This window comes from Dyella humicola (assembly GCF_026283945.1).
Lineage (GTDB): Bacteria > Pseudomonadota > Gammaproteobacteria > Xanthomonadales > Rhodanobacteraceae > Dyella > Dyella humicola.
In genome coordinates, this window is sequence record NZ_JAPDPC010000001.1 from 1476082 (window position 1) to 1502477 (window position 26396).

Genomic DNA, 26396 nt, shown 5'->3' on the forward strand with positions numbered 1-26396 from the left:
TGCGACCTTAACCGGTTCACACCTTGGTGTTGTATCGACTACGAACTCCAAAGTTCGATTCCTAGGCGTTCTCCAAAGGTTGTCATTTGCTTACAAACTTTGGAGTGGGCATGACACCAAAGTGCGTGCAGTTTTGAAAAGCAAAGTCGGTGCAAGTTGCCACGTGTCCGTACCGACTTTGCTTGGCCGCTGACGGCAAAGTGTGTGCATGTCCGATTGGAACAATCACTTCGGTCTTACCAGTTCGTTCCAGTCCGGTCTTTTGACAAGCAAAGTATGTGCAGGGAACGTCTCGGGTCACGCCGGCTTTCGACCGGAGACACGTTCGATTGGCGCAGCCCGTGAATCGAAGAGTGACGTTTCGCGTGCGATAAGCGCGCGTTATCGCGGGTAAAGTGCGCTCCTGCCAGTCGGGCTCGGACGGGTGTCCGAGCAATCTAAATGCTTATCATCGGTCGTTCATGTGGCGCCATTGGGTGATTTTCAGGCGCGTACGTCTGTCGGATTGGCCGTGCTTGACACTCCCGAGAGAAACGCTCGGTTGAATTCAGTGACGAACGCCATCTCGCCAGGGCCGGGGCGGGAGCGAAGTACGTTCGCCCGTTCAACCAAAATCTCATCGGCATCGGTGGCCAACACGGCCATCGTCTCTTCGATGAAGGGTTTTAGCGGCATCGCGCGCGGCTCTTCATTGCTGTTCAGCAGATCCGTCTGAACCCACGGCGGCGCAATTTCGAGCACCCGCACGCCGCTATTTCTAAGCATGAAGCGCTGCGACATGGCAAAAGAGTGCATGGCGGCCTTTGTGGCGGAGTAGACGGCCGCCGGTGCCAGCGGAACGAAGCCAAGCACGGATGTGACGTACATGATAACGGCATCCTTCTTGGTCTTCAGGTGTTCGACGAAGGCGGATGTCAGGCGCATTGGACCAAGAAGGTTGGTCGACAGGATATCGAGCATCTGTGCGTCGTCCAGCACCGCAGCAGCGTCGTCGATCTGCATGATGCCGGCATTATTGATGACCACGTTGATGTCGGGAAAACGCGTGATTGCCTCCTTGGCTGCCGACTGGATGCCATCGGCGGTGCTGACGTCCAGAACAAGGGAGACCATGCCCGGATTGGCTTGAACGACGGCTTCAAGAAGCGCCTTCCGGCGGCTAGCAATGATCACTGTGTTGCCTGCCTGGTGCAGAGCTTCGGCCAATGCCCGCCCGATGCCAGAGGCGCCGCCGGTGATGAAAATGGTGTTTCCGTTGGTTTTCATGGGATTTTCCAGGGCCTGATTTGAGGGAGGTTTGGTGGTTGTTGGTGAATGGCGGTGCCGCCTCGCGCTGATGCGAGCTACCTAGGCAGCGACGCGTGCGTTGCGCCGCATAACCTGCGGTGGTTGGGCAAAGGCACGAAGAAAGGCGCGGCGCATGCGTTGCGGATCGATGAATCCCGTCTGCGCGGCTACTTCGTCAATGGTGTGACGGGTTTGTTCCACCATGATCCTGGCCGCTTCAAGGCGGAGATTTTCGACGGCTTTGGCAGGCGACTGCCCAGTCTCAGATCGAAAGGCGCGGCTGAATTGTCTTGGACTGAGGTGCGCCACCTCTGCTAGGTCTTCCACCGTCAAAGGCATAGAAAGGTTTCGCCGTGCGTATGTGAGAGCACTCTGGATGCGGTCCGACTTGGCATCCATTTCCAGCAACGTCGAGTGTTGTGACTGGCCGCCTGCACGCCGATGATAGACCACCAGGTTCTGCGCGACCCTTCGAGCGAAATCGGCACCAAAGTCTTCCTCAATCAACGCGAGCGCCAGATCCACGCCTGCGCTCATGCCGGCCGACGTGGATAGAGCGCCGTCAATGATGAAGATGCGATCTTCTTCCACGCGCGCCTTGGGGAACTGCTTCTGCAACTTGTGCGCATGGAACCAGTGCGTTGTCACGCGATGTCCATCGAGCAACCCAGCCTCACCAAGGATGAAGGCGCCGGAGCAGACCGAAGCGACTCGGCGTGACTGGCTTGATGCCTCAACAATCTGCGTAAGAAGGCCAGGGCTGGCCGCGTCTGGAACCATCTTTCCTACGACCACCATGGTGTCCAGTAGCTGTCCGGATAGCGAATTGGTTGCCATTGAGCCGCCCATTGAGTTGGTCACTTGTCCACCATGTTCGGACAGTGCGCGAATGTCATACAGCGAATCGTCCGCAATGACGTTGGCAAGTTCGAAGGCGGACGCTGCCGCCATCCACATGACCTGAAAATGATCAGGAAGGACAAAGCCCACGGTTCGCGTGATGCGCGATTCCGCCAGGGCGGAGAAAGGGCTATTTGATCTGATAGCAGTTCTCATGCGAATCGTCCCACGATGTCGCTCGTTTTCGGGCGGGGAAAAGTAAAGGCGAATTTCCATTCGACGGGCGCGATGCTAGACCTGCGGGTCAATGGCCGAAATGTCGCAAAACCGCCTTTTTGAGCCATTGACAATTTCTATCGAATCGATAGTTGAAATAAATTGACGCAGTGCTGCGTTGGCCTGACCTTGGCTAGTCGTGGAATCGCTCTGCCTATGGCCTCGCGCCAAAGCTGGCACTTTCGACGCACGGGCTCACTCGCCGTGGAACATTCAGATTGCGCAATGCACAACGCCTGACTGCACCCAGTTGGCAAGAAATTCGCCCGAGCGCCGCACGCCACTGTCTTCGCCAAGATGATCGACGAGCGCGGAACACAGTTCGACGAAGCGGTTGTCGTCATGGAGAACACGCAGGGCCGCGTGTTCAATCGCATCCAGCTGCCTGAGTTGGCACACAAAGCCTTTGCGCCAGGTAATCAGGCCGCCGACTACAGGAAGCATCTCACTTTCCGGCAGGCATTCACCCGCGAGCCATGCATGCCACAACTCGGCGGCGTTGGTCGTGGCCTCGATCTGTCGCAGGCTTGGCGTGAGGTAGAGTCGAGCATTGTCCCAATTCAGTTCGCTGAGTATGCGGGTCGATGGGACGTCCGCATCTGGCGCGACGAAAGACTCAGCCAGCGACCATTCGATCCAGGAAAATTCCTGTATGTCAGGGCTATGCGGGTAACGCTCCTGCAATGTCGCATTGAAGTCCGCACCATAGGCGTCAAGTGTCCAAGCCTTCGGTGGGTGCCTGTTGACATGCTGTATGGCCGCTTGCACGAATTCGTCATGGCCGAGCCAGTAGTCAAGCATGGGGTAACTTGCTTCCAGGCAACGCACAAGTTGTGCTCGATAGTTGTTCTGGTACACCCCGTATCCCGGCGCTTTCTGTGCATCGGTTTCTTGGCCATTGGTCGACCGAGTCACCCAGGTGCGCATCCTTTGCTGTATGGATAGGAGGTTCATGCCGCCTCCGGCATCTGACGCGGGTCCCGAGCAATGTCGCGCGCGATATCCAGCTCGCTGAGCAGTGTCACAAGCGATGGAATGTCGTCATCGCGTTCGATCATCGTGGCGACCGGTCCGAGCATCGATACTGCATTTTGATAAAGTTCCCATACGGCTCCGCACACAGGATTGTCATGCGTGTCAATGAGGAGCTCGTTGACCCTTGTGTGGCCTGCAAGATGGATCTGGCGGACGCGGTCCGCTGGAAGGCCACGCATGAAGGTGCCCGCGTCTAGCCCGAGATTTTGCGAAGTGACGTATAAGTTGTTCACGTCAAGCAAGAGGCCGCATCCCGTGCGGCGAGTCATGTCCGAAAGAAATTCCCATTCCCCCATGTCCTGTTGGTCGTAACGAAGATAGACAGACGGATTCTCGAGAAGCATCGCTCGGCCGAGCGCCTCCTGCGCCATATCGATATGACGGCACACGATATTCAACGCCTCAACCGTGTAAGGCAGCGGGAGGAGATCATGCGAATTGAAGCTGCCTATTCGCGACCAGCTCACGTGGTCGGAGACGAAAAGTGGTTCGATGTCGTCGACCAGTGCGCGCAAGCGGCGTAGATAGCCCTGGTCAAGGCCGTCGGCCGAACCGATGGACATCGATACCCCGTGCAAGGCGACGGGGTGGCGCTCGCGCACTTGGCGCAGGATATGGCGTGGCTGGCCGCCGTCTACCATGAAGTTTTCCGAGATTACCTCTACGAAATCCACTGGCACAGGGGTGTCGAGAAAGTCTCGGTAGTGCTCCTTACGCAGGCCGAGGCCAAAGCCGGCGAATGTCGGGGGTGGCGCGAACATGTCGTTTGCTCCGGTCGAGAAGAAAGGCGGGCCCGCGGTGCAGGGCCCGCGAAGACATCATTTCGGTTCGGTGAGCGTGCCGCCTTCTTTCAGGCATCCGCTCTTTGTTTTCACGACGACGCCCTGACCCTTACAGTTGTTGAGGCCCTTGCAGTCATTCTTGGCGGTGGCGCAGAGGCTCTGACCCTTGCAACTGTTGATGCCGTAGCAACGGACCGGCTCTTCCTTCGCACCGGGCTTGTCATCGGCGTGGACGGGAGCGACCGAAGCAATGGCCAGCGCGACGAGCGCGGCAGCGGAGGCGAGACTGGGACGCGATTTCATGGCAGTACTCCTTGGAGATGTCCGGGGTGGACGGTGGGTGAACGGTCAAGGCGCGCTCATGGCGGCTTCCTCGATTACCTTCGCGACCGCTTCGGGCTGTGAGATGTAAACGAGGTGGCTGGCTTTGATTTCTGTGACCTTCGAGCCGGCGCGCTGATACATCCAACGTTGCAGGTTGGGGCTCAGCGCGTGGTCTTCGGTGGTCACCACGGCCCACGTCGGCTTGGTATGCCATGCAGCGGCGGATATCGTCGCGTTGAAGGCCGCCGAAGCCGCGCTCGCCTGCGATGAAGCAAGGAAATCTGTGCGATTCTTGATCAGGTCGCCACCAAAGTCGTCGGCGAACTTGGTCGGGTCGACGAAGAGATGGCCATCACGCGTGGCGACAATGTCATTGTTCGGGGAGGGCATGGAGCCGACCAGTTGGCTCAGACTTTCGCCCTCGCTCGGTTGCACCGCAGCCACATAGACGAGAGCCTTAACTTTGTCGCGGTTGCCGGCCACAGTGATGACTGCGCCCCCGTAGCTGTGGCCAACCAACACTACCGGACCATCCTGTTGGCGGATAAGTTCTCGAGTGAGATCAATGTCATCGGCCAGGGTTTCAATGCGTGGCTGCTCGACCGTCACGTGGTAGCCCTTGTGGATCAGGATGTCATGGACGACACGCCAACCCGAGCCATCGACAAATGCTCCAGGAACGATAACGACGTTTTTGATGCCGCTAGGAGAGGGCGCCGGATCGTTTGCGAAGGCGGCGCCCGTGGATGCCATCAGCGCGATGGCAACACTCATGAGGGTACGCATGGTTGAATCCTTGCTGTGGTCTGAGAAATCGGAGGGGATGGTCCCGCGTGCGGCGCGGGAGCCGTCAGAGGCGCAAGAGCTGGTCGAACGACCACTTGCCACCACCGCGAGCTAAGAGCGGAAGAAGCAGTCCCGCCCAACTGAGGTGTGTGGGCCACGCATCGGGGTAGACGAAGACTTCGATCACGGCCGTCATGCCCAACAACGCCAGTGCGGACACGCGCGTGAAAAGGCCAAACGCGAGAAGGACCGGAAACAGATGTTCCGAGCCGGTCGCCAGTCGTGCCGCCCAGTCGGAAGGAATGAGTGGCAGGTGGTATTCCGAGGCGAATAGATCGTACGTGGACGGCTTGATGGTCAGAAAGCCCGCCACCTTTGTGCGGCCCGACTGGAAGAAGACCGCGGCAATCCCGAGGCGGGCGACCAGTAGCAGAAGGGATTCTGGAATGAGTGCGGACCTGTGCGGTATCGCTTCTGGTTGGATCGCCTCTTCCGGAGGCGGAGATAGTGCGAGGGATTTCCGCCCAATCATGACTTGGCCTCGAGTGAGCCATAACCTTTGGGCGTTTTGATCTTGGCGCAGGTGCCTTTGTCGACGAGCACCCAGGCATTGCCCTGGTAGTCCGCTTTGGCGGTGCCGGCGCACGTGGTGCCCGGCCCTGCCGCGCAGTCGTTCTTCCCGGCGAGCGCGACACCGTAGCACTTCTCCATGGGCTTGGCGGCCTGGTCGGCGTGAGCTGCTGGCATGAGCGAAGCCAGAGTGATGGCGAGCGCAGCGGCGACGGTCGCGTGAGACATTTTCATGGGAGCCTCCTTGGGCTTGGGGAGATAAAACAACGCATGGGGCCAGCGCGATCATCACGGCAAAGCCGGCATATCCTCCAGGCGGCGAACCAACTACGTTCGACATATCAGTCGATCTCGCCGCCGGCTCCTTACAGCGTTGTGTCGCTTCCTGCTCGGTGGGAACGAGCGCACTCGTCTTGCGTTAATCCATGCTAGATCGCGCATGATCCATCTGAAAGGTCGTAGAACGGTCCATTCGAGCCGCGCAGATCAGCCGGGAAAACGGACGCATTAGATCTAGCTTGGAAGGTCGCGCTGGCATTGGCATCGCGGGTTGCCAATAGGCAAGCGAACGCAGGCGACCGGCGCGCCACGCGCTTGCTTAGTTCAATGATTACCGCGCAGAGTCTGTGCTTCAGGGGCGCACGACGCACGGCGATCATGGCCGAAACTGCACGTTTCCTGCGGTTGATCCGCCGGGTCGCTACGTGGAGCGGACACCGTCGCTACAACGCATCTCTTTATGGGAAGGCGCAATGCACGCAGCTGCCAGAGGTTTTCCGGCCAATAAGGGTAGTAAGTGCATCCCAACTCTTCGAAGTAGACAGAGACGACCGACAGCCGTGACTAAACACAATTGGCTGGCCCGTGCCCCAGTCCTTGTAGAAAATCTCTACGCCGTCTTTAGTGGTGATTTTTCCGCTAACTACACCGCCAGCCTCTCGACAGGCAATCGGGAAGCATTTGAGTTGCAGCTCCTGGACCTCAACATTCCCTTTTCGTACGTCAAGGGCGGCGCGGGAGCGATGGACCATCCGGGCCTCGCGATCTTCCAGGATTACGCGGGCTTCAGGAAAGTCATCTTTGTCAGCAGCAAACGGTATCAACAGCGTTTCAGCAACATCAGGGTCGAGCAGGTCGGTAATCTGGCTGAGGTATCTCTGGACTATCAGACCGCGCTTCAGGGAGATCAGTACGAAGGATCGGGTTGGAAAGTCATGCAGCTGATCAAGCTCAACGGCCAATGGAAGATCGCGAGCGAGTTTTTCATTGGGTATGACGAGAAGTAAGCGGAGCCGCCACGTTGTCCGCGTCGTCCGTCGCGACTGAAGCGGGATCGCCGGCTCTGGTACGCATGCCGGGAGACGGCTGACAGGGCCCGGTGTATGCTGGAAATACGCGTCGGTCGGAGCCGGAAAAGCCGGGGCCGCGACGCTGACGCCTACCGTCAAAGGGCTGCAACGATGGAGCCGACATCGAGCACGCTGGGCGAGATTCGCGCGACGCGCGAACGACAGATCCGCACGGTCATTGAGCAGGCGCCGTGGTTTGAGGCGGGGCGTCCCGAGACCTTGGTGGCCTTGCTCGATCACGCGACTGCCCGTCAGCTGCGCCGGGGCGACACCTTGTCCCGCAGTGGTGAACGCATCCAGCAACTCACGCTGGTCATCGACGGCGTGCTGGAGGTCAGTTTCACCGCGCGCTCCGGTCGACGGCACATTACCGGTTATGCCGTCCAAGGGGAGCTGTTCAATCTTGTGCCCTTCATGGATGGCCAGGGCGCCGGCCGTGACACGGTGGCCCTGACCGATGCGTTGATCCTGCAACTCAGTCGGCCACTGGTCACGACGCTGATGGGCCAGGATCCCGCGCTGAGCGCGGGCATCACCTTGTTGTTATGCCAACGCTCGCGCCACACCTACGACGCCCTGACCGACACGGCCTTGCTCTCGCTTCGGCAGCGCCTGGTGCGGATGCTGCTTCATCTGGGTAGCCAGGTAGGCCGGCCACGTGCGGACGGGATACACCTGCTGCCGAAGATGTCCCAGACCCAACTCGCCGAGTACGTCGGCGGCTCGCGCACGAAAATCAATCAGGAATTGAAGCAACTGGAACAGGAAGAGATCATCAAGGTGGCCTATTCCAAGATAGTCATTCGGGACGAAGCGCGCCTCATGGCCATCGCGATCGATCGATAGGAACGGCGCCGTGGTCTCGGCGCCACTCACCGATTGAAGCTGACGGGCGCACCCACTCTGGGCGCATTGGGCTACCTTGTGGGCACTCAATCGTGTCGGTAGATCTGGTAGCTCGGCAGGGCGTCGCGGTAGTCGGGGCCGGGGTAAATGCCGTGCAACTGCCGGAAGTCGGATACCCAGTAGTGACCGTCGTACCTCGCCGCGTGACCTTGCGGATGCCCGGGCGCAGGCTGGATCACGACGACATCGCCGCGTTGGGGCTCGTCCTGGACCACATGGAACCCGGCCGCGCGCAAGGCCGAGCCCATGTCCTTGGCCATCGGGGTGCGGTCAAGGGCAATGCCCGCGGCCTCCACCGCGCGGCGCACATGAAGCGCGCATTCACCGTGGCCCCGCGATGCCACATGCCCATGGGCATGACCCGCCGCTGACCAACCGACGGCCGGCGGCAATGCGAACAGCAGGCCCAGCACAAGAGGATTGCGTGACTTACGTGACTTCGTCTTGGATGGTTTCATGATCGATACAGGCAAGTGGGGATGGCTGCGTCGTGGGCGTAGGTGATGGACATCCGCACATCGGTCCCTGGCCACCGAGCGTGACCACGGCCAAGGGCCCGAATACCAAGCACGAGAAAGACCAGGGGGGCGTGCTGGGGCGCGACGTTCCGTTTCACGGATGTCCACGGCGCTACGCCATTATTCGGAAGGGTGCCAAGGACGTCTGTCCCGCACTGAACAAAGCCGCTCATGCCGCACTGCCATCGCTCATCCTGAGGCGCGCACGGCGATTACCGGGCTCCTTAGTGCTGCGTACGGCGCTTAAAGCACGGGTCGACGGCCCCGAGGCCGTCCATCCCTATTCCCCTGGGCATGACGCCAAAGTGCGTGCAGTTTTGAAAAGCAAAGTCGGTGCAATTTGCCACGTGTCCGTACCGACTTTGCTTGGCCGCAGACAGCAAAGTGTGTGCATGTCCAAATAGAACAATTACTTGGATTTTCCCAGTTCGATCCAGTCCGGTCTTTTGACAATCAGAGTATGTGCAGGGAGTGTCTTGGGTCATGCCTGCTTTCGGCTGGAGACACGTTCGATCGGTGCCACCTGTGAATCGTCCGAGTGGCGTTTCTCGCGCGGGAGGTGTTGAAGGCAGCCCCCATCAGCACCGGTGCAACAAAAATGGCCAGGATGAGACTGGGCGGAAAGTCCAGACATGGCCCGTGGGGGAGCAGGGCTACCAGCGCTCCTCCCACGGCGAGGACAGTGGGGTAAGGGATGTGCAAGCGCCTGGCCAGTGACGAGACCAACGCTGCGCCAAGTAGAAGAGCAAGGACAGTTTGAAATACTTGCATGGGATCGCCAATTTTCCGACGAGTTACGCGGTCAGGTGAAGTCGGGTTGGCCACTCCGGTTAGGCCGCGCGTACGCGCGACCTAACCAATCCTTCGTTGGTAATGCTGTGGCCAACTTCCGCGGCCTCGTCAAGATTGTGCAGATACCCGTCCAGCAAACCAGGCGTCCGACAGCTTGTTCATTCCGAGATCCCTTCGGTATTGATCAGGGTGCGCTCCCGGCCATGGCCGGGAGCGGTGCAGGCGCGTCTTCGGTCTGGCGGCAAACCTTGAACCACGCTGCGTACAGCGCCGGGACGAAGAAGATCGTCAGCAGCGTCGCCACGGTGAGGCCACCCATGATGGCGATCGCCATCGGCCCCCAGAACACGCTGCGCGTGAGCGGGATCATCGCCAGCACGGTTGCCAGCGCCGTCAGCACGACCGGACGGGTTCGGTGGATGGCGGCATCCAGCACCGCGTTCCAGGGATCCCGGCCCTCGGCGATCTCGGTCTGCACCTGGTCGATCAGGATCACCGAGTTGCGCATGATCATGCCGCCAAGCGCAATGATGCCAAGGATCGCGACGAAGCCGAGGGGCGCCTGGAATACCAGCAGGGCAGGCACCACACCAATCATTCCTAGCGGCGCCGTCAGCATCACCATCGCCATGCGGGAGAAGTTCTGCAGCTGCAGCATCAGCAGCAGCATGATGCTCAAGCCCATCAGGGGTGCCACTGCCATCAGTGCACCGTTGGCCTTGTTGCTCTCTTCGACTGCGCCACCGACGTCGATGCGATAGCCCGAAGGCATCTTCGCCTCGATGTCCTTCAGCATCGGCACGATCTGCTGCGTCACTGAGACGGCCTGCTCGCCATCCAGCACATCGGCACGCACGGTGATCGCCATGTCGCGATTGCGACGCCACAGCACTGGCTCCTCCAGCTTGTAGCTGACCTTCGCGACCTGCGACAGCGGCACCACGGTACCTTGGCGGGTGTAGAGATTGATGTCCTGCAGCGTGTCAAGATTCAACCGCTCCGTGGGCACCGCACGGGCCACGATGTCGATCAGGTCTTCGTGTTCACGCAGCTGCGAAAGGGTCGCGCCGTTCATCACGGTTTGCGTCACCAGTGATACGTCGGCCGGCGATAGGCCGAGCGCGCGTGCCTTGTCCTCATCCAGGTCCACCTTCAGTGCGCGTACCGGGTCGTTCCAGTCGAACTGGACATCGCGCACCTTGGGGCTGGAGGCCACCACGTGCTCCACTTCGCGGGCGATGCGGCGCACGACCTGCGTATCTGGGCCGACGATGCGGAACTGCACCGGGAAGCCGACCGGCGGGCCAAGCTCCAGCCTGGTAACCCGCACCCACGCTTGCGGGAACTGCTGATCTGCCGCGGCCATGAGCCGCAAGCGCACGCGTTCGCGCGCTTCCAGATTCTTGGTCATCACTACGAACTGGGCATAACCAGGATTGGGTAGCTCGGGGTTGAGCGCGAGATAGAAGCGGGGCGCGCCAGCGCCGATGTAGGAGGTATAGAACTCGACATCCTTCTCTTTAGCCAACACCGCTTCCATCTTTTTCACTTGCGCGGTGGTCGCCTCGAACGAGGCGCCTTCCTTCATGCGCAGGTCGATTACCAACTCCGGACGATCGCTGTTGGGGAAGAACTGTTGCGGCACCAGCTTCACACCCACCAGCGCCAATGCCAGCCCAATCGCCGTCGCGCCGATCACCACCCAGCGCCGCTCGATGGCCCGATCGATAAGGCCGCGCAGCTTGCGATAGAACCTGCTGTCGTACGGGTCGCTGTGGTGAGCGTGTTGGCCCATGTCCTTAGGCAGCAACTTGACCGCGAGGTACGGCGTGAACAGGCCGGAGCAAACCCACGACAGCAGCACCGCGGTGCCGACGATCCAGAAGATGCCGCCCGCGTATTCGCCGGAAGTGGACTTGGACATGCCGATGGGCAGGAAGCCGGCCGTGGTGATAAGCGCGCCAGTCAGACGCGGCATCGCGGTGGTCGAGTAGGAGTAGCCCGCAGCCTTCACGCGGTCCCAGCCGCTCTCCATCTTCACCACCATCATCTCGATGGCGATGATCGCATCATCGACCAATAGGCCCAGCGCGATGATCAGCGATCCGAGCGAGATGCGCTCGAGGTTCCAGCCCATCGCCAGCATGACGATGGCAACGCCGCCCAGCACCAGCGGCACCGATGCCGCAACGACGAGGCCAGTGCGCCAGCCCAGGCTCACCAGGCTAACCACGATCACGATGGCCAGTGCCTCCATCAGCGAGCGCTCGAAGTCCCAGACCGCGTCTTTCACCACGGTCGGCTGGTCAACTACTTGCTGCAGCTCTACACCGTACGGAAGCTCGGACTGGATCTTGAGGACGGCCTGGTTCATCGCCTTGCCGAGCTGGACAACATTGCCATCGCTGGTCATCGAGATGCCGAGCATCAGCACTGGGTGGCCGTCGTATCGGACTGTGTAGGTGGATGGGTCCTCCAAGCCGCGCTTGACGGTCGCGATGTCGCCGAGCTTGATCTGTCGGCCACCGGCCGAGATGGGCACGTTGCGGATGTCGTCCAGGTTATTGAACTGACCGCTCATCCGCACCATGACACGGTCGCTGCGGGTATCGACCGAGCCGGCCGGCAGAAGCTCATTCTGGCTGCGCACCGCTTCGGCGATCGCCGCCGGCGTGATGCCCAGCGCGGCCAGACGCTCGTGCGAAAACTCGATGTACACGCGCTTGGCCTGCTTGCCGATGACGTCCACCTTCTTGACCATCGGCACCTGCAGCATCTGGCGCTTGATGGTCTCGGCTGTGTCAGACAGCTCGTCCTGGCCGATGCCGTCGCCCTTGATGGCGTACATCAGGCCATAGACGTCGCCGTACTCGTCGTTGACGATCGGACCGATGACGCCTTTGGGCAGGTCCAGGCTGATGTCCTGGAGCTTCTTGCGGGCCTGATACCAGGCCTCGCGCTGATCCGCCTTGGAAGTGCCACCTTTCACGGTGATCGTCATGCCGCCATAACCCTGGCGGGCGAAGGTCACCACCTTCTCGAAGTGATCGAGCTGCTCGAATTTCTTCTCCATGGGGTTGAGCACTTCGTTCTGCATCTGCTCGGCGGTGGCGCCCGGCCACATAACCATCGCCGTCATCGAGGGCACGGAGAAGTTCGGATCCTCAAGCTGGCCCAGCCTGGTGAAGCTGATCACACCAGCGATTGCCAGCACGAGGATCAGAAAGAGGACGACTGCGCGATGACTCAGCGCCCAGTCGGTGAGGTTGAAGTTTTTCATCGCGTAGCCACCGTGTTCGGTTCAGCTGCAGGGGCGCCGGACAGTGCGACCTGCAATCCGGGCGCCATCTTCTGCACGCCCGCGGTTACAACCAGGTCGCCGGCCGGCGGTCCGGAGACCAGCACGTCGTCGTTTTGATAGCCCTGCACGGTCACGCGCACGAGTTCAACGGTGCCCACCGGCTGCATCCCGGTGTGCTTGACCACCCATACCGCAGGCTGTCCGCCGTCCTGCGTGAGCGCCGTGGCGGGGATGGTCGCCGTGAGCGTCCCCGACATCACGCGATCGGCCAGCAGCGTGGCGGTTGCGCCGAGCGGGAGGACACGAGCTTCGACCGGCTTCAGCCGAGCACGGTATGTGCGCGTCTGCGCTGCCGCCTGCGGCGCCAGTTCCCTTAGCGTGACATCGAAAATCTCGTTGGGTGCGCTGGCCAGCGACGCCTTGAAGTGCGCCGCCTTGAAGGTTGCGAACTGATCCTCGGGCACATCGGTGACGATCTCGGCCGTCTCGGGATCGGCGATCGAGACCACCGGCTGCCCCTCGGGGACGACCTGCCCGACTTCGAGTGCCACCGAGGTCACGAGACCGCTGCGGGACGCGCGCAACACGGTGTACTTGGACCGGTTTTGCGCAAGCTCCAGGTTCTTCTGGGCGGCCTCGGCATTTGCGCGCGCCTGCCGCGCGCTGCTTTGCGCACGCTCATCGTCCGAGCTACTGACGGAGCCATCGGTCTTCAGCGCATTCAAGCGCTGCTGGTCCGAATCAGCCAGGCGAGCCTGCGTAGTTGCGGCGGCCCAGGCCTGTCGTGCGGCATCTTCTGCCAGCCGATAGTCGTTGTCTTCAAGCACAGCGAGCTCGTCGCCCTCGTGCACAAACTGGCCGACATCCACCTTGCGCTGGGCGACCTTGCCGGCGACTCGGAAGGCCTGGTTCACCTCGTAGCGTGACTGCACGGTGCCGACGTAACGGTGAGCCTGGCGGGCGTTGTCGTAGCGGAGCTCGACGGTGCGAACGGGGCGAGGCGCCTGCACGGGCGGTTTGTGCGAACTGCAGGCGGAGAGCATGACGGTTATGGCCAGCGCGCCGGCCGCGGTAAGTGAGTTCTTCAAAGTGGTTCCCTTTGAGGGCGAAGGGTTATCAGGAATGCGACGGACGGTTGGCGCCGGCGGTTGCGGAGCGGGCGACGGAGGGTTCGAAAACCTGCCAGCCTCCACCCAGCGCCTTGTAGAGCTGCACGCTGTCGAGCAGCAGTTGGGTGTGACTGTTGTTGGCACTCAGGCTTACCGCGAGGCGGGCGCGCTGCGCATCAAGCAGCGGCAGCAGGTCAATCTGTCCGCGGTCATAGAGCGATTGCGCACGGCTCAGCGCCGCTTCGGCCGAGGTGGCGGCGGTATTTAGAGATCCTGCACGCTGCTTTTCAGCCGACAGCGCGACCAATGAGTTCTCCACGTCTTCAAGCGCGCGCACCATGCCGTCCTCGGCGCGAAGCAGCGCCTCACGCTGGTTAGCCTTGGCGACGTCGTTGATTGCCTGCGTGCGTCCCGCATTGAATATCGGCATGGCGAGCAGGCCCGCCACGTTGGCGAAGCGGGCGGCGCCGAGACCGATGCCATTCATGGTCAAATTCTGCTGGCCAAATGACGCGCCGAGAAAGAGCCGCGGGAACCATTCGGCCTTGGCCTGCTGGCGGCGCGCATTCGCTGCATCGAGCTGAGCCATCAGCGCGAGCACGTCCGGGCGGCGCTCCAGCAGCTCCGCGGGCTGTCCGGGTTGAATGTCCGGCACGATCACATCTCCCTGCCAGGGCTGGATGCGATCGGCATTGAACGCCTGGTCGCCGATCAGCACCGCGATGCGGTGCCGCGACACTGCCGCAACTGTTTCCAGCGGCGGAATCTGGGCGCGCGCCGATTCGGCGTCGGTGCGTGCTCGTTCCACGTCGAACTGCGTCGCCAGACCCACGCGGCAGCGCGCCTCGACCAAGCGCAGCGTCCCGTCATAGGCGGCTGAAATCGCCCTCAAGGTATCGAGCTGTCGAAGCGCACCGACCAATGTGAAGTAGTTGCTGGCGACGTCGGACATCACCATCAAGCGCACGCCTCGCACGTTGTCTCCCGCAGCCATGGCATCGGCATCGGACGCGGATGCACCCGCACGCAAGCGGCCGCTGAGATCGACCTCCCACGAGACGTCCAATCCCGCGCCGGAGCCCTTGGTATCCGGCAGGACCTGCTTGATGGCATCGCTGTAGCCGGAGTCCTGTTTGAACCCACCGCCGACGGCGCTGACGCTGGGGTACAGGAAAGACCGGCTGACCGTTTGTCCGGCGTGCGCGGCATTCAGGCGCTCGGCGGCGATCTTGATGTCGCGGTTCTCCTGCTCCGCGCGACGAACCAGTTCGGATAACACCGGATCGTGGAACGTCTCCCACCAGGTGGATTCGGATTCGATGCTGGAAGCCTCGGCCGCAGCGAACGAGGAAGGCACGTCAACCTTCGGGTGATAGACCGGCGCGGTACAGCCGGAAAGAACCAGTGCGATCGTCGCGGCAAGCGTTGCCGCGACGACCGTGCCGGCCAACCGACCGGCACGGTGGGAGGTTTTCTGTCCGGCACGGCCGGACAGGGATGAGTCGGATGGAAGTCGCGGCATGGGAATGGACTTGTGCGGATTCGAGGGTGTGGTCAGCGTAGGGCGCCGACCGAGCGAAGTCGTAAGCGTTGCGTCGCCATTCGGTCGGCGTTGAGACCCTCACGGGTCCGCGGCGTCCGCTTCGCTTTCGCCGGCCGCCGAGGCGAGATCGAAGACGATCGATTCCAGCAGGTCCTCGGCGGACGAAAATTCGCGCTGGCATCCAGTGACGAGATTTTCCAGCCGGCCCACGAGGGCCCCGGGCGTGGCGTCGCCACGCAGCTTCAGCACGTACGCACGGCGGTTCGGGTACTTGGATTCGGGATTGAGAACCATCGCAGACCTATAGATGAAATGACCTAGGTCACAGCGTAGGTCGGCACGGCGCGGAGGTCGTCAGCAAACCGTCGTGATTCGGTCGCGAGTGCGCCCGCAAAAGGCCCGGAGCGAATCGCAACCGGTTACTTACGATCCGAGCGTGACTCGCTTGACGCAGTCGGCCCGGCACGGCGCGACGAACTCGTTTTGCACTTGGAATTGGCGGGCCTCCTGAGGGTTCCGGCCGCGCTCACACTCGCCGCGGGACTGTGGGGCGATGGGTGAGTGCAAGGGGCGAACGCGCGGCTCCGCGTGACACTGTCAGGCCGGCTTCGCTCTTGTTAATAGCGAACGCGCTCTGCCCACCAGAGCCGTATCGGCAGCCTCGGGCAACCGGCCGACCAGCGTCCGGAGGGCGCCGCGCTCCTCGAGCGTCGCAGCGTGGTGTTCGCACAACTCGACCAAGGCGAGCAGTTCAAACCAGGACGCATCCTGTATCCGCGCTTCCTCGATGGCGTGCCGTGCAGAGACGGCGCCGGCATCGGCCTGGCCACGTGCCCATGCAATCGCCGCCTCGAGCAGCAGTAACTGGGGCAGGTACACGCGCTCGGCCAGCTCCTGCGCGACCTGCAGGGCTGTGGTGAGCTCGGCTTGTGCAGCATCGATGTCACCTGCCAGCATCAGCGCTTGCGCCGCATACCCGAGCACCTCGCTGGCACCGGAGCACATCCCGAACCGGGCGTTCTCTTCGTAGGCCTCTCGGATCCGGCGATAACCTCCGCGCGGATCTCCCTGCCAGGCGTCCGCCCAGCCGCGGAACCACTGGCATGCCGTTCGGCCCTGTCCAAGGGAGAACTCGTCGACCAGTGCCTGCATCTCGTCAGCCAAAGTCGCGACACGCTCGGCATTGCCTAGGCGAACCTCGAGCAGTGCCTCTAACCAGTTGGCCACCAAACGCGTCATCGGCTGCCGCAGCTCACCGGCGCGCGCCTGCGCTATTTGCACCTGCGCGCGTGCCTGCCGGACCAGGCCGCAACGCACGAGCTCGATAGCCAGCGTCCCAAACAGGGTGACCTGGGGATCGGCAACGAAGATCTCCTTCGCCGCAAAGTCCAATGACTCGGCGTAGACGAGTCCACGCGCGATCCACGAGCGCGCCGCGTGCGACTGGCCCTGCAGATGGTGGACTTCGCTGTGCACGATGCAGGCGGCCAACATAAGCGTCGGATCATCAGCCCCGGACGAGAGCGTTTCGGCACGCTCCGCCACCGCGAGCGCCTGTGCATAGTCGCCGTGCAGGCTCAGCAGATAGCCGAACCCGTGCAGCAGGCGTCCACGCATCGGGTGCTCGGGGGCATTCGCCAGCATCGTGTACGCACGTTCGAACGCATTCCTGGCTTTGCTGCCGACGCCAAGCGAGTGGAAGGCAGCCACGCCTTGCAGCGTGTTTAAAGTGATCTCGAGCGTGTCGCGTTCCGGCCCTTCCTGCGCCAGCTGCAACACGACCAACGCACGCTCCGTGAACCCTATGCAGGCGGCAGGACTGAAGTTCAGGAGTGCAGCTTCCGCTGCGTCGGCGTAGTAGCGCAGCGCGGTCATCGGTTGGCGCCCGCGATCGAAGTGCATCGCCAACTCCGTCGCAGCGACCGGCACTCCGGCCGAGCGTTCGTATTCGAGGGCGACGCCGACCTGGTGGTGCAGGCGCGTGCGCACTGAGGACGGCGTACGGTCATACAGCACCTGGCGGAAGAGAGCGTGCCGGAACGCGTAGGGCAGATCGATCGCCTCGTCACCTTCTACAGCCCGCGACGGCTTGAGCCACATCTGTTCGCGCACCAGCTCCTCGCAAGCGTGGGCCACCGAAGCAATGTCGCGCTCAAGGGTCAGCGAAACCGTCTCGGCGCGGAACTCGACCCCGCACACTGCTGCGGCCGAGAGCAGCGCACGCTGCTCCTGTCCAAGCTTGGCGATGTAGTGGTCGATGATGGCCGCCAGGTTCTCGGGGACCGCCACATCCGTCAAGCGCGCCTCGATGGTGGCCTCGTCGTTGCTTCGGTCCATCACTTCGCTGATGACCGACGACACGAACAGGGGCACGCCATCGGTGCGCTCGTGCAGGGCGCGTACGAAGGCTTCGTCGCGCGCGAGCGAGCCCGAACGTTGCGCGACATAATCGGCGACTTCCGTCTCCGAGAAGGGGTCAAGCACCACCTCCTCACACAGCCTTTGCAGACGCAGTTCGTGCCGCAACGAGTTGAGCGGGTGATCGAGCGCCACCACCTCGGTCACGCGGAAGGTTGCCAGCCACATCAGTCGCGTATGGCCGCGTCGCCGGGCGACGTAATCGATGAGCTGGATGGTCGCCCGATCGCTCCAGTGCAGGTCTTCCGTGACCAGCAGCAGCGGCCGCTGGTCCGTGTAGCGATCCAGTAGCTCGCCCATCTCCCGCAGCATGCGCTCCGGACCGACGCCGACGAGTTCGCGCCGCAACGCGTCGCGTTCCTCCGAGGTGCTCAACCATGGCAGCTGCAGCAGCCAAGTCGGTGCCACGGCGCGCAACAGGGCCGGCAGCGCGGCATCGCCGCGGCACAGGCCGGCCAGGGCCTCCAGTACCGGCAGGTACGGCTCGCCTGTGCCGTAGTGCTCCACGCAATGGCCGCGCGCGCAGGCCACGCCGTCGAGACTGGCAGCGAACTGTTCGATCAGCGTCGTCTTGCCGATCCCCGGTTCGCCGGCGATCCAGACCAAGGCGCGCCGGCCGTCGCACGCCAGCGCCCATGCCCGTTGCAGCCTCGCGAGTGCGCCGGCACGGCCGATGAACGGCGCCGACGGTCGCTCGTCCGCCGCCGATATCGTGACGGGTGCGGGCAGCGTCGCCGTCGCGGGAAGCAGCGGGGCAATGAAGCGATAGCCGCGTCGCGGCACGGTTTCGATGTAGCGGGGTTGCTGAGCACTGTCACCCAGTGCCGTGCGCAGGTCGCTGACGGCCGTTTTGAGCACCGAATCGCTGACGAAGCGGTGTCCCCACACCGTATCAAGCAGGGCATCTTTGGTCAGCAGCGCCCCCGGCTGACTTGCGAGTACACACAACAGTGTGAAGGGCGTGGGCGCCAGCGCTACCGACTCGCCTTTGCGCAACAGGCTGGCATTGGCTTCGTCGAGCTCGAACTCGGCGAACCGGATTCGGGCCGGGTTCGGATAAGAGTGTGGACGCGTCACGCTTATCTCCTACGCTCTGGTAAGAATTGTAGCTTTGCGCAGAGGCGTCTGATCATTGGGTTTGTTGCCAGGCTTTGGCTCGCGCGGCTTCCTGTTCCTGCCGGCATTCGGAGAGTGGCCTGAATTCGCGCTCTCGCCGGCAGACCAGGCGGGCCCTCGGCGCCAAGCCCTCGCGATACAGCGGAACGTGTCGCGATATGGCCGTAACGGCGCTGGGTTTCCAGAACCTGGATGCCCGCTTTCAGAAGGGCAGCAGGGCGCGAGCGAGGCGGAAGGATGCCGAATCGCATTTTGGTCTTAAGGCAGGGAATACGACCTGGGAATCAGTGGGACGTCCTGCCGCCTGCCATGTATTTTATCGTGGCGAACTGGCCCCCTTGCCCAGCCTCTCGCTGGACGTCGGTCGGTTCCAGCATCTGCAGAGCCCGTCCCAATAGCGACTCGACCGCCGACACCGGCCCCTCGGCCATGACGCAGCGGTCAGGGCGGACGATGGCCACCCAGCCCACCGGTACCAGGCGCTGGAGCACGTTTTCGTCCAGAGCCTCCAGGCGCCTATAGGTCGGTGCCAAATGCTGCGCCTGGCCGCGGTGGCACCACTGCCACACCTTGCCGTCGAGACGGCTCCAGCGGCTGAGCAGCTCGGGAGCTAGATGTTGTGCCGGGTCCACGCCGAAGCCGATCAGAGACCATTGCAACCCGAGGACATCGTCGCTGAGCTGGGGCGCCGTTCCTTTGCCCATGCGCACCCACCCTTGCGGGAGCATCGATCCGGCCAGGAGCTTCCGCGCGTGGCGGTCACGCCAAAAAAGTCCTTCGTCGAAGAGCTGCGGCGGCTTGATCTTCAGGTCGTCAAAGGCGGTGCGACCGGCGGGCAGCAACCGCAGCGCGCGGATCAGCCCGTGGACGGCGAAGGCTACAAGGCGGTTGCGTGGCATCACCAGCATGCCGAGAAAACGAGCGAGGTAAATGATCTTGCGCGCATGCGGGCGGCGCTCCTGGTCGTAGCTTTCCAGTATCCGCGCGTCCACGTGGCCTCGCGTCACTCCCGCGAGCTTCCATGCCAAGTTCGCCGCATCGCGCAATCCGGCGACGAGGCCCTGACCGGCGAAGGGCGGGGTGACGTGCGCCGCGTCTCCTACGAGGAAGCAGCGGCCCTTGGAGAAGCGCCGCACCTCGCGGGCGTGGAAGCGGTAGACCGCGGTGCGCTCGATGTGAATCTCGTTCGCCTTGCACCACGGCGCGAGCAGTGCACGTACACGCTCCGGCCGTTCCATCTCGCTGGCCTGCTCGCCCGGATGGAGCATGAACTCCCAGCGCTGCCGGCCACCCGGCGCACACATGCGCGGCGTGGGTCGGCGCGGGTCGCAGATGAACTCGACATGGTCAATCGGCATCGGCACGTCCAGCGCGTCGACGATCAGCCAGTCCTGCGCGAAGGTACGCCCCTCAAATTCCAGGCCCAGCGCGCGACGCACCAGCGAGCTGGCACCGTCCGCACCGATCAGGTATCTGGCACGGACCTGGCGCCGTAGGCCACTACTATCTCTGAGGGTGGCTTGCACGCAACCACCTTCGTCAACAAAGCCCTCGAGCACCACGCCGAGCCGAACATCCACGCAGGAATGCGCGGCGAGCCTGCGGCGCAATGCGGCTTCCAGCTCCGGTTGGTGAAAGGTCACCAGCATCGGATGGCCGTCGATGATGCGGGCGGTGTTGATACGCGCGAAGCAACCAAACAGGGGCGAGTGATATTTCACCTGGGGGACCGCCACCTTCGCGAAGTCGTCTTCGCTTAGGCCGACCAACTGCAGGACGCGCAGCGCGTCGTTGTCGAGCGCGATGGCGCGCGGCTTCTCGAACACTTCGGTGGCGCGGTCGATCGCCAGCACCTGCACGCCGTAGCGGCCGAGCAGATTCGCCAGCGCGGCGCCGACCGGCCCGAGTCCTACCAGCAGTACGTCGACGTCAGGACTGGTGTCTGAAAGTTTGGGCCGGGCATTCATGCCTTCTTCCCCCGCCACTGCGCCGATACCGGATACCGGCCGGCCAGCGCGCATGCCGCCAACCGCAGCGACTCTGGTCCGGACAGGTCCACGTTGGTCCCCCCGCCGCCAGCAGGCAGGCTGTTGACCTGAACTTCGCCCAATCCCTCAGCGTCCAGCGCCTCGCGCAAAACCCGAGCGAGCGCGATCATGCGCAGCTGTGGCTTGGACACTTTGCCCACGGTGGTGAGCGGCAGGGCCGGCAACACCTCGATCCGTACGGGTACTGCCGCGCGCTCCGGGATGCGAGCCCGGGCATGGTCCATCAGCTCCGCCACGCTCACGTGCGCATCGCAACGCAGCGTCACATAGGCCACTGGTAGCTCACCGGCGTGTTGATCCGGCTGCCCGATAGCCGCCGCCATCGCCACGGCTGGATGCGCGGCTAGCGCGTCTTCGATCAACTGCGGGTCGATGTTATGACCGCCGCGGATGATCAGATCCTTCGCGCGTCCGCACAGGACCAGGTAACCATCGTCGTCCCAGCGGCCGAGGTCGCCGGTGTTGAACCAGCCGCCCTTGATCCAGACACCTTGGTTGTCGCTCTCGCGAAGATAGCCCGGGAACAGATTGGGACCGCGCAGACCTATCACGCCTGGACTGCCGGGATTTGCCGGCTCCGTGCCGGGCTTGCCATCGGCACCCAGCGCGAACAGTCGGATTTCCTGATAGGGCAGACGTCGGCCCACGGTACCGAGTTTGCGCTGGCCCTGGGGCGAGTTGACGGTGGAGACGCAGCTGCCTTCGGTGAGGCCATAGCCCTCATGCAGGTGCGCACCGGTGATGCGCTCGAAATCCAGCGCCACCTGACGCGGCAGCGCCGCGGCGCCGCATAGCACGTGGCGCAGCGTTGGCACGCCACCTTCGGGCCAAGGCTTGTCCAGCAGGCTGGCAAGTACGGTGGGCACGGCCGAGAAGGTGGTAGCGCCGAAGCGGAGGGCGATCTTCCAGAACTCGTCCAGTACGCCCGGAGCGCGGTAGCCGCCAGGGGTGAGCAGCACGACCTCCGCTCCACGGTGGAAGGCGCCCAACCCAGTGACCAGAGCACCGTTCACGTGGAACAGCGGCAGTCCGGAGAGCACCACGTCCTCACGGTTGTCGATCCATTGCATGGCGCAGGCCATGAAGGCTTCATTGAGGTGGCTGTGCACAGCCACCTTGGGGTAACCGGTAGTGCCGCCGGTATGGAAGTAGGCGCAAGCGGCGTCTTCGTCGAACGTATGGTCGAAGGTCAGCCAGTCCGCGACGGCCGTGGCGAGCACTGAATGGAAATCGAGTACACGCACGCCGCCGCGCGCGGGCATCTGGCCGCTTGGAGCGCTTGCCAAGGACTGCCCTAACGCCATGCCGTAGTCCACCTGCAGGACGGTGTGCACCGTGCCCACTCGCTCGGCGACCTGCACCGCCTTGTCCCATATATCGGAACCGGGCGCCGGCCCCAAGGCAACGAGCACTTCGGCCTTCGTCTCCTCGCAGATGCGCGCGATGTAGGTCGCATCGAGCATCGGGTTAATCGGGCTGGCGATGGCGGCCGCCTGAGCGCCCCACAGCGCCAGGTGGCTCTCGATCAGGTTCGGTAGCAGTAGCGTTACGGCGGCCATCGGGGACGTGACGCAGGCATGCAGCGCGTTCGCGGCCTGGTGCACGCCTTGGAGCAGCGCACGGTAGGTCAGGTCGCGCGTGGGCGCTTCTGCACTACCGGCCAGCAACAGACGGATGGCTACTCGCCCTGCATAATGCTCGCAGGCCTCGCGCAGTAGGTCATAGGTAGTGGTGGCAGGTACGCGTGCCCGCCAAGGGGTGCGTTCAAAGCGCTCGATGTCGGCGAGCGTCGCGATAGCGGTCTGGGCCAGGGGCGTGCCCGCCATGGAGTCGATGAGCATGGTGTGGGATTCCAATGTCAGGGCGCGACGATGGCGGTGGTCTGCACGCCGAGGTCGATCACGCTGTCGTCCGTGCGAATGGACGCGTGAATGCAGTCGCCCGGCTGAAGGTAAGCCGGATTGCCAGCGCTCTTGCGCATGAACAGGCGCCACTTGGTGGCGTCACTCATGAAGTGGCGCATCACGAACATGACGGCCTTGCCTGGCGCGCGGGCGGCGCAACCGGCGGGTGTTCCGGTGGCGATCAGGTCGCCGGCGCGCAGGTCCTGCAAACCACTGAGTTCAGTGAGGGTAGCTGCCGGCTGGTGGATCATCTCCGCGCAGTAGGCATCCTGGCGCAGCTGGCCGTTTACGCTGAGTTGCATGCGCAATTCCGGCCAGCGCTTCCATTCGTCCACGGTGAGCAGCGTCAGGCGCGGACCCACGGGGCCGAAGCCGCGGTAGCTCTTGCCCTTGTAGAACTGGCCCTGCGGCAGCTGCACGTCGCGGGCCGACAGGTCGTTAACGATGGTCACGCCGGCCAGCCAGTGCTTCAGATCGTCCGGCTGCACGGTGGTGTGCGACGGCACGTCTCGGCGTAACACCAGCCCGAGTTCGATCTCGTAATCGAGCAACCGCACATGCGCTGGACGCGCGACCGGCGCATCGGCCGCAGTGATGCAGGACGAGGCCTTGGTGAAGAGGGTATTGAATGGGAAGTCCTCGACGCGGAGGCCTGACTCGGCGACATGGCTGCGGTAGTTGATGCCTTGGCAGATGAACTGTTGATTCTGCGTCACGGGGGCAAGCAGCCTCATGGCTGCGAGCGACAGCGTCGCGTGTGATTCGTCGATGCTCCAGAGCGCATCCCAGTGGTGTGCAAGCAGTTCACCGGTGGTGTTCGCGTGCAGGGGCAGGGGGGCGATACGGGAGCCGAACTGCACGCCCCATTGGGCGGTGGAGGAAGTCTCGGATTCGAGGAAGCGGACAATAGTGCGGGGCATAGGAAAGTGATCTCAGAGCCAAGGACGGGCAGGCGCGCCGAGTGCCGAGCCGAGAAGCTTCAGGCGCTCGGGCGTGAGAGCGCGGCGGCGCAGCAGGCGCAGCACGCGTAACAGGGTGCGCAGATCCTTGCGCGGCTTCATCGAGGTCGGCGCGTCGGCGCCCCAGGCCCAGATGCCACCGAAGGTGAGCGGCGAGTACTCGGTCTCGTGGTCAGCGGTGAATAGGTCACCATCGGTGTAGTGCTCGTGCTCGAAGCCGTCAGGGTCGCGCCAGTAGTCGAAGAGCTGGCTGCCGAGCAGGTGCCGGCCGATACCCCACAGATGCGAGTGGCCAGCCGCGCGCAGCACCTGCTGGCCCTGACCGAGAGCGTCGAGGTCGATCACTTCGTAGGCGCTGTGCTCGTACTTGTCCTCCAGGCCGCCCACCAGCACCAACGTATGGTGATCGGTGGGCTCATCGCCCAGGTCGAGGCGGCAGAACGCGAGGTTCGGGCTGCCGTCAGGCAAGTACTGCACGTCGGTCGGGATCAGGCCGAGCACCCGTAGATACCACTCGGCCATTCCTGCGAAATCCAGCGTCTGCAGCACCACGTGCCCGAGCTTGGCCACATGGGCTGGCTCGATTGGAGTCCGCACTGTGCGGTTGACGCGCGGTGTGTGTCGGACGGTGTTGGCTGTTCCCGTAGTTGACGCTCGCAATGGCGTCGGCTCGACACGCGCCTGGCCCTGTAGCAGCCAGATGCTGCGGCCGCTGGGGTCGCGAAGCGTGACGCCCCACCCTCCGCCCGGGATCACCTCAGATGGGAGCAAAGTGGCGCCGAAGTTCTCGACGTACGACGCCAGATCGGTATCGTCCGACATGCGGAACGCCGGCCCCACGAAGCGGTTCGCCGGTCCCTGCTCCGCGACAGCGATGCACGGAGCCGTGCCGGCCCCTTGCGCAACCAGGCGTTGCGGTGTGGAGCTAATGATGTGGAAACCGAAGTCGCGCCAGAAGCGCTCGGTCGGCGCGAGCTCGCGCTTTTCCCAGCGCAGGAACGCGAGCTCAACGGCGCGCCCGGCTGCGCGCGGTCTCAGCAGAGGTTGTACCCCCTGCGGTAGCCGACTCTCGCGGTAGGACTCGGACTGCCGCAACACTGCTTTGGTTTTTGCCATCGTATGAGCCTCAGAAGTCGTGCTGGTAGCTCAGCATCAGCATTTGCACCTTGCTGGTTAGAGAAGTGCCGGTACTGGCGCCGGTGCCCTCCACCGTGGTCCTGGGATTGAACTCGTAGCCGAGGTTGAGCGAACTGGTACGGCCGAGTTGTCGGGACAGCCCGGCGGTAAAGGCTTGGTCGTGGATCGACGGGACGAACAGGTTTTGCACGGTGCGGTCGCTGCTGATCTGGCGCCGGCTGCGGCTGTAACCCGCTCTAAGCGTCCACATGCGATCGAGCGCCCAGGCAACGCCCAGTCGCTCGATCGGCTGATTGCGCCAACGAAACCCGTTGGGGTCCTTCATAGCCTTGATCTCGCCCCAGTTGACCTGCAGCCAGTCCGCCGCGACGGTGAGCGTCGACGTTGCTTGCCAGGCCGCACCGACGCCGTATTCGCTGGGTACGTCGAGATGGCCGTCGCTGTAGGCCAGGACGTCCTGCCCGTAGCCAGCAAGACGGCTCATGTGCGTGCGGGACTTGAGGTTGAGGCCGAGCGACAGCTCGGACGTGGGCTTCCACAGCAATCCTGCGCGCACGCCGACGCCGCTAGCCTGTTGTCGGCCATGGTCCGGTAACGGCATCAGGCCACCGGGCACCGGCGCCGGAACGATGACGCCCTGCGTCTCGAACCATTCGTGGGCAAGGTTGAGCGCCAAGCCGAACGCTAGGTTTTCGCGTGGCCGCCAAGCGACCGTTGGAATGAACTCGACCAGCGCGAGCGATTCCCTCGCATTCGATGCGCCTGGCACCGGCAGCGCGGGCTGCTTGTAATCGGCCCCCGCGCCGCCGAAGTCGATGCTCAGGCCCAGCGTCCAGTCGGGGGACGCATGCCAGTTCACGCCACCCTCGGGACCAGCCGTGGTGGTGCGGTTATGCAGTTCGTTGCCCGGCATCACGTACTGGGACGACGAGTCCCCATGGAACACCTGCAGGCCCAGGGCCATGGAAGTGGGCACGAAGGCGAGGCCGGCCGGATTGTTGGCGGCGGCTTCGGCGTCCAGCGGCAAGGCGATCGCTGCGCCACCCATCGCGGCGTTGGCGGCCCCGTGTCCGCCCGGCTGGGCACCGTTCACGGCCGAGGCCTGTTCGCAGGACGCCAAGAGGCCCGCAGCACACACCACCCGAAACATTTGCTGAAGCTTGGTCTTCATTTCATTCACCCCCGCATCACAACACAGTCATAGTGACGAAAATGTCATCATGACGAATGTGTCGAGATTAGGGTAGGATCGGAGCTCGAGGCGAGCTGCAGCGCAGCATTGGCTAGGGCTGGAAATATTCGGTCCGGATGGCTGGGCAGCTAAGCCTGCCGAGTTCAAGGTGGTGCGCCGCCCATCAAACGATCGGCCGTTGAGCGTCCCGCTGAGCCGAACGGC

The 26396-nt window shown here is 63.1% G+C and carries 21 protein-coding genes; 2 read left to right on the plus strand and 19 right to left on the minus strand.

Features of this window, described 5'->3' with window-relative positions; all coding sequences use genetic code 11:
- Positions 1-483 precede the first annotated feature (483 nt).
- The 8 genes from OUZ30_RS06510 to OUZ30_RS06545 form a co-directional block, all read right to left on the minus strand.
- Positions 484-1266: an SDR family oxidoreductase gene (locus tag OUZ30_RS06510; RefSeq protein ID WP_266181404.1), complete on the minus strand. Its 783-nt coding sequence runs from the start codon at positions 1264-1266 to the stop codon at positions 484-486.
- Between the two features lie 81 nt (positions 1267-1347).
- The gene (locus OUZ30_RS06515; protein WP_266181405.1) at positions 1348-2343 is read right to left on the minus strand and encodes a GlxA family transcriptional regulator; all 996 of its coding nucleotides are present in this window, start codon (positions 2341-2343) and stop codon (positions 1348-1350) included.
- A gap of 273 nt (positions 2344-2616) precedes the next feature.
- Complete coding sequence (locus OUZ30_RS06520) at positions 2617-3357, minus strand: HvfC/BufC N-terminal domain-containing protein (protein ID WP_266181406.1); 741 nt, start codon at positions 3355-3357, stop codon at positions 2617-2619.
- Positions 3354-4199, minus strand: coding sequence for an MNIO family bufferin maturase (bufB, locus tag OUZ30_RS06525; protein WP_266181407.1), 846 nt, complete (start codon positions 4197-4199; stop codon positions 3354-3356). Before bufB ends, OUZ30_RS06520 begins: the two co-directional genes overlap by 4 nt.
- A 57-nt stretch (positions 4200-4256) precedes the next feature.
- On the minus strand, positions 4257-4523 hold the full coding sequence (gene bufA2 / locus OUZ30_RS06530) for a BufA2 family periplasmic bufferin-type metallophore (RefSeq protein WP_266181408.1): 267 nt from the start codon (positions 4521-4523) through the stop codon (positions 4257-4259).
- 45 nt (positions 4524-4568) lie between these two features.
- Positions 4569-5330: an alpha/beta fold hydrolase gene (locus OUZ30_RS06535; RefSeq protein WP_266181409.1), complete on the minus strand. Its 762-nt coding sequence runs from the start codon at positions 5328-5330 to the stop codon at positions 4569-4571.
- Between the two features lie 64 nt (positions 5331-5394).
- On the minus strand, positions 5395-5862 hold the full coding sequence (locus OUZ30_RS06540; RefSeq protein ID WP_266181410.1) for a DoxX family protein: 468 nt from the start codon (positions 5860-5862) through the stop codon (positions 5395-5397).
- Positions 5859-6134: a BufA1 family periplasmic bufferin-type metallophore gene (locus tag OUZ30_RS06545; RefSeq protein WP_266181411.1), complete on the minus strand. Its 276-nt coding sequence runs from the start codon at positions 6132-6134 to the stop codon at positions 5859-5861. The genes OUZ30_RS06540 and OUZ30_RS06545 overlap by 4 nt, the downstream gene beginning before the upstream one ends.
- 605 nt (positions 6135-6739) lie before the next feature.
- Here OUZ30_RS06545 and OUZ30_RS06550 point away from each other — a divergent pair.
- Together OUZ30_RS06550 and OUZ30_RS06555 are read left to right on the plus strand one after the other, a co-directional pair.
- Positions 6740-7186 (plus strand): hypothetical protein, encoded by a 447-nt coding sequence (locus OUZ30_RS06550; RefSeq protein ID WP_266181412.1) that lies wholly within the window; start codon positions 6740-6742, stop codon positions 7184-7186.
- Positions 7187-7360: 174 nt separating this feature from the next.
- Entirely contained in the window at positions 7361-8095 is a 735-nt protein-coding gene (locus OUZ30_RS06555) for a Crp/Fnr family transcriptional regulator (protein ID WP_266181413.1), read from the plus strand.
- 86 nt (positions 8096-8181) lie between these two features.
- Here OUZ30_RS06555 and OUZ30_RS06560 read toward each other — a convergent pair whose 3' ends face one another.
- The 11 genes from OUZ30_RS06560 to OUZ30_RS06610 all read right to left on the minus strand — a co-directional run bounded on the left by OUZ30_RS06560 (position 8182) and on the right by OUZ30_RS06610 (position 26171).
- On the minus strand, positions 8182-8613 hold the full coding sequence (locus tag OUZ30_RS06560) for a hypothetical protein (protein ID WP_266181414.1): 432 nt from the start codon (positions 8611-8613) through the stop codon (positions 8182-8184).
- A 1036-nt stretch (positions 8614-9649) separates the two neighbouring features.
- Positions 9650-12745 (minus strand): efflux RND transporter permease subunit, encoded by a 3096-nt coding sequence (locus tag OUZ30_RS06565; protein ID WP_266181415.1) that lies wholly within the window; start codon positions 12743-12745, stop codon positions 9650-9652.
- Positions 12742-13854 (minus strand): efflux RND transporter periplasmic adaptor subunit, encoded by a 1113-nt coding sequence (locus tag OUZ30_RS06570; protein ID WP_266181416.1) that lies wholly within the window; start codon positions 13852-13854, stop codon positions 12742-12744. The genes OUZ30_RS06565 and OUZ30_RS06570 overlap by 4 nt, the downstream gene beginning before the upstream one ends.
- Before the next feature lie 28 nt (positions 13855-13882).
- Positions 13883-15397, minus strand: coding sequence for an efflux transporter outer membrane subunit (locus OUZ30_RS06575; protein ID WP_266181417.1), 1515 nt, complete (start codon positions 15395-15397; stop codon positions 13883-13885).
- 99 nt (positions 15398-15496) lie between these two features.
- Positions 15497-15712, minus strand: coding sequence for a hypothetical protein (locus OUZ30_RS06580; protein ID WP_266181418.1), 216 nt, complete (start codon positions 15710-15712; stop codon positions 15497-15499).
- A 303-nt stretch (positions 15713-16015) separates the two neighbouring features.
- Positions 16016-18913, minus strand: coding sequence for an AAA family ATPase (locus OUZ30_RS06585; protein ID WP_266181419.1), 2898 nt, complete (start codon positions 18911-18913; stop codon positions 16016-16018).
- A 323-nt stretch (positions 18914-19236) separates the two neighbouring features.
- Entirely contained in the window at positions 19237-20919 is a 1683-nt protein-coding gene (locus tag OUZ30_RS06590; RefSeq protein WP_266181420.1) for a bifunctional 3-(3-hydroxy-phenyl)propionate/3-hydroxycinnamic acid hydroxylase, read from the minus strand.
- The gene (locus tag OUZ30_RS06595) at positions 20916-22841 is read right to left on the minus strand and encodes an acyl-CoA synthetase (protein ID WP_266181421.1); all 1926 of its coding nucleotides are present in this window, start codon (positions 22839-22841) and stop codon (positions 20916-20918) included. Before OUZ30_RS06595 ends, OUZ30_RS06590 begins: the two co-directional genes overlap by 4 nt.
- A gap of 17 nt (positions 22842-22858) precedes the next feature.
- Positions 22859-23824 carry a fumarylacetoacetate hydrolase family protein gene (locus OUZ30_RS06600; protein WP_266181422.1) on the minus strand — a complete coding sequence of 322 codons (966 nt, stop codon included), beginning with the start codon at positions 23822-23824 and terminating at the stop codon, positions 22859-22861.
- 12 nt (positions 23825-23836) lie between these two features.
- Entirely contained in the window at positions 23837-24979 is a 1143-nt protein-coding gene (locus tag OUZ30_RS06605) for a VOC family protein (RefSeq protein WP_266181423.1), read from the minus strand.
- A gap of 10 nt (positions 24980-24989) precedes the next feature.
- The gene (locus OUZ30_RS06610; protein ID WP_266181424.1) at positions 24990-26171 is read right to left on the minus strand and encodes an OmpP1/FadL family transporter; all 1182 of its coding nucleotides are present in this window, start codon (positions 26169-26171) and stop codon (positions 24990-24992) included.
- Positions 26172-26396 lie beyond the last annotated feature (225 nt).